This window comes from Methanospirillum sp., from assembly GCF_035406105.1.
Classification (GTDB): domain Archaea; phylum Halobacteriota; class Methanomicrobia; order Methanomicrobiales; family Methanospirillaceae; genus Methanospirillum.
This window is the reverse complement of record NZ_DAONKG010000238.1, coordinates 1-3,374: the sequence shown is the minus strand read 5'-3', so window position 1 is coordinate 3,374 and position 3,374 is coordinate 1. Positions and strand designations below refer to the sequence as shown.

Here is a 3,374-nt window from a genome sequence, read left to right as displayed (position 1 = left end):
AGTTCAAATCTCGCCTGAGGCTTTATTTTTTAATTAATTTTTCGACGTTGTTAACCTTTTAAGTCGTTTTTCCATTATCCGGAACAGAATATTTTTTAATGCTACTATTTATCGAAATAACGCATTGGACTCCATTTAGAGTCAATTTCAACTAACTTTCATGTAACGGGACTTCAAAAACCCGGTACCCAAGATTGCCAAAACAATAAATAACAAATAACCGCACCTGAGCCTCCGGGAACTCCATTAAAACCCCTTTCCCATACCTCTGCACCTGATGACGATGCTCTGCCTGTAATTCAAATGTTTCAGGAGTTCTGTTAAATCGGGAGAATTCCGCCAAAGAGTAGTACTTAAACTCAATTATCCATCGAAGTCCGGCAAACCGTTCATTATACTTTCCAACAAATTCAAGGTCAGAACGTCCCTCCGGATATGATCGCTCAATATTCCATGTGAACCAGGGAGAAAGATAGCGGCTGCATACTTCATAAAATGTCGTGCGATAGAAATTCTCATTCACCTGCATAAAGACAGATTCAGGAAGCTGGCTGATATACAGGCGCCAGTACTCAGAGAAGAGCCTGAATAAATCCGGATGCGCGACGAATTCACGCATCATTTTTTCATATTTGTCCTGAACAGGATCAATACGGAACACTTCATTGAAATATTCCACGACCATCTCTTTTATGGTAAGATTTGGGATTTGAAGGCTGAACTCATCCTTTCTCGTCAGAATGCCCAGATAAAATAAGGATACCGGGTAAAACGCAGGTTCGAAGAATTCATGCAGATTAAATTGCGCGAGGAGTGCTTTTCTGTTATATGAAAGTGTTTCACTCATTGTCAGCTGACTGATGAATGTTTCAAGAATTTCCTTTTTCCCAAGTGTCAATCTTCTGACCCATTCCAGATCTGTCCGGAGATTCAAATCAAAAAGATTATCAGGAATTGCTTTCTGCTCTGCGAATTGCCTGAAAAAAAACATAAGCATTGTTGAATTATAAACCGCAGGGGTATCTGTTTTTACAAAGTGATACCCGTTATACATATTTTTAATGACCTCTTCGACATGAACCCGGGTTATTGGATTAATCTCATAATCACGATACACTTCATCCATGAGTGTATCTACTTCATTTTGGGTAAAACCCAGCATGTGTTCATATACAGGATCGAGTGTAATAAATGTGGCAATATTGTACGCTGAACTTAAATCATCAATTGTTACCGGAAGAACACCCGTGATAAAAATATTTGCTACTGATCCTGACTGCCTTCCCGCTTTCAGGACTTTATAATATGCCCTCAGAAAACTATCACCAGATGTTATTTCAGAATAGAGATGATCATGTGACTGTGTTATCAGCTGATTCACGAAATTATCATATTCGTCAATAATGACATAGACCGGAGGGGCACCTGAGGCCTTCAGGTAACCAAGGCAGATAGAGAGATTAAGGGAGGCAGGATCATCCATCCTGATATCAGGCATATCGGAGAAGTACACAGGATACTGGTATTTAAGCTCAATCAATCGCCGGTTGCAATACTGATGAAAGGAATATTCAATCTGATTCCTGCTATCAGATCCGGATATTTCAGAAAAATCTAGTTTGAGAACAATATACATATTGTGAGATGATGTACGGTTCTTCCCAATCCAGGTGTTGCCAAATAGTTCTTCAAACCGATCAGCTTCATTGATATCATAATAATACTGGAGCATGGAGCAGAACAGTGATTTACCAAATCTTCTGGGGCGGAGAAATACCGGGTTTTGCACGGTCTCAAGCTTTTCAATGAACCTGCTTTTATCGATCAGATAATTGTTTTTTGTGATCAATTCAGCATAATTCATTATCCCGTAGGGTATTCTTCTCTGCATATGGTTCTCCCAAAAGAGCGGTTTGTATATATTGCATATACCGGAATGGCATAAAAATTATCGATGAAAGAATAATTTTTGTTGCTAATTGTCCATAAAAACTGAAAGGTATAGGATTGTAGGAATTTTTTTCGGTTCCTGTAAAAAGAACATCGAATTTTTTATTTGAGGATAGATTAAAACCCCTCTTATGTGTTCGAAGGTTTATAAAGGATTTATAAACTATATTTTTTGGAAGGGGTTTTTCGCTATCCTCATTTGAATTATTCACATCAATGAGTAAGAAACACTCACCGATGAGAGTATACACTTATGGGTGTTGAGGACAAAAGGGGCTTCAAAGCAGGGAGAGAGAAAAGGAGGGAGTCTGTTTGGCGTGCTCCTGTCAATGTGCTCAGCAAAAGGTCAGAATTTCATCCGTTTTTGGAGTTTTACCTACGGATCAACTCTTTTCATTTTGCACATGAGACCATCATATGGAATTCTCCTTATTGTTGGAGAATAATGCTTACTGGAACACAAATTCTGATTGAACAGTGTGATAAAAAGATTTACCGGTTTTTAGACTGCCAAAATAGTCTGCAAAATAAAGATCTCTTTTTTAGTAAGTCAAAGAGTATATTTGTCGATAAAGTCTTGTCTGTTTTCGGATTTTTATTGAATGATACACATACAAAACTTTCTTATGGTTTTGATACATAGAATTCGTACGCACTCAGGAGGTGTGATATGTACAAACGTGATGATGCAGTATCACCGGTTATCGGTGTTATCCTGATGGTGGCGATCACCGTTATTCTCGCTGCAGTGATTGCAGCATTTGTATTTGGTATGGCTGGGAACGTCGATAAATCAAAAACAACCACTGTAACTGTTGAAAGAGTAAATGCAACACATTTAAAATTAACACATTTTGGTGGCGCAGGAGCGAAAGAATTAGCATATCAATATCCATTTAATGTGACTGTAGGAGATACTGAGATCAATGCAGGATCCGGCTTAACAAAAGAAGTTGGATCAGTCGCTTATTACAATATTGGATCATCTTATCCACCTGGAACCGCTGATGTCACAATTGTTGGTAACTTTAATACTGGAAAATTCCCAGTTTATAGTTCTAAAATTTAATTATTTTATATTTTAAAAATTTATTTTTTTATTTTTCAATTGAGTTATTATTACTTGTACTTCTATAACTTCTAGAGAACAAAATCACTCTTCTATAACCTCATGATCTGTTAAGCATGCCACCATTGCAGGTGAATGTTATATTATTTGAATTTCTTGAAATATTTCAAGATCACGGATCAAAATCTGATCGATAGGTGTTGAAAGGAAAATCATAATGCCTGATTCTCTTTTGATCTGGTAATCATGCATATTCAAAGTGCTTTCATTTTCTTTTTATGAAGATCCTTTTTTCCCCATTTACAATCCTTAAAAAATTATATTTATGTGCGTATTGACTTTTCCAAGTTTAATA

The 3,374-nt window shown here is 36.9% G+C and carries 2 protein-coding genes; one reads left to right on the top strand and one right to left on the bottom strand.

The window, feature by feature from the left end:
* Nucleotides 1–151: 151 nt before the first annotated feature.
* Nucleotides 152–1,891: a PD-(D/E)XK nuclease domain-containing ATP-binding protein gene (locus PLA23_RS11700; protein ID WP_324475294.1), complete on the bottom strand. Its 1,740-nt coding sequence runs from the start codon at nt 1,889–1,891 to the stop codon at nt 152–154.
* A 729-nt stretch (nt 1,892–2,620) separates the two neighbouring features.
* On the opposite strand from PLA23_RS11700, the gene PLA23_RS11695 reads away from it, so the two are divergent.
* Nucleotides 2,621–3,019, top strand: a complete 399-nt coding sequence (locus PLA23_RS11695) for a type IV pilin domain-containing protein (RefSeq protein WP_324475293.1) — start codon at nt 2,621–2,623, stop codon at nt 3,017–3,019.
* Nucleotides 3,020–3,374 lie beyond the last annotated feature (355 nt).

Excerpts from the sequence above, each read along its gene's own strand:
- PLA23_RS11700 (WP_324475294.1), bottom strand. The coding sequence starts at position 1,891 with ATGCAGAGAAGAATACCCTACGGGATAATGAATTATGCTGAATTGATC.
- PLA23_RS11695 (WP_324475293.1), top strand. The coding sequence starts at position 2,621 with ATGTACAAACGTGATGATGCAGTATCACCGGTTATCGGTGTTATCCTG.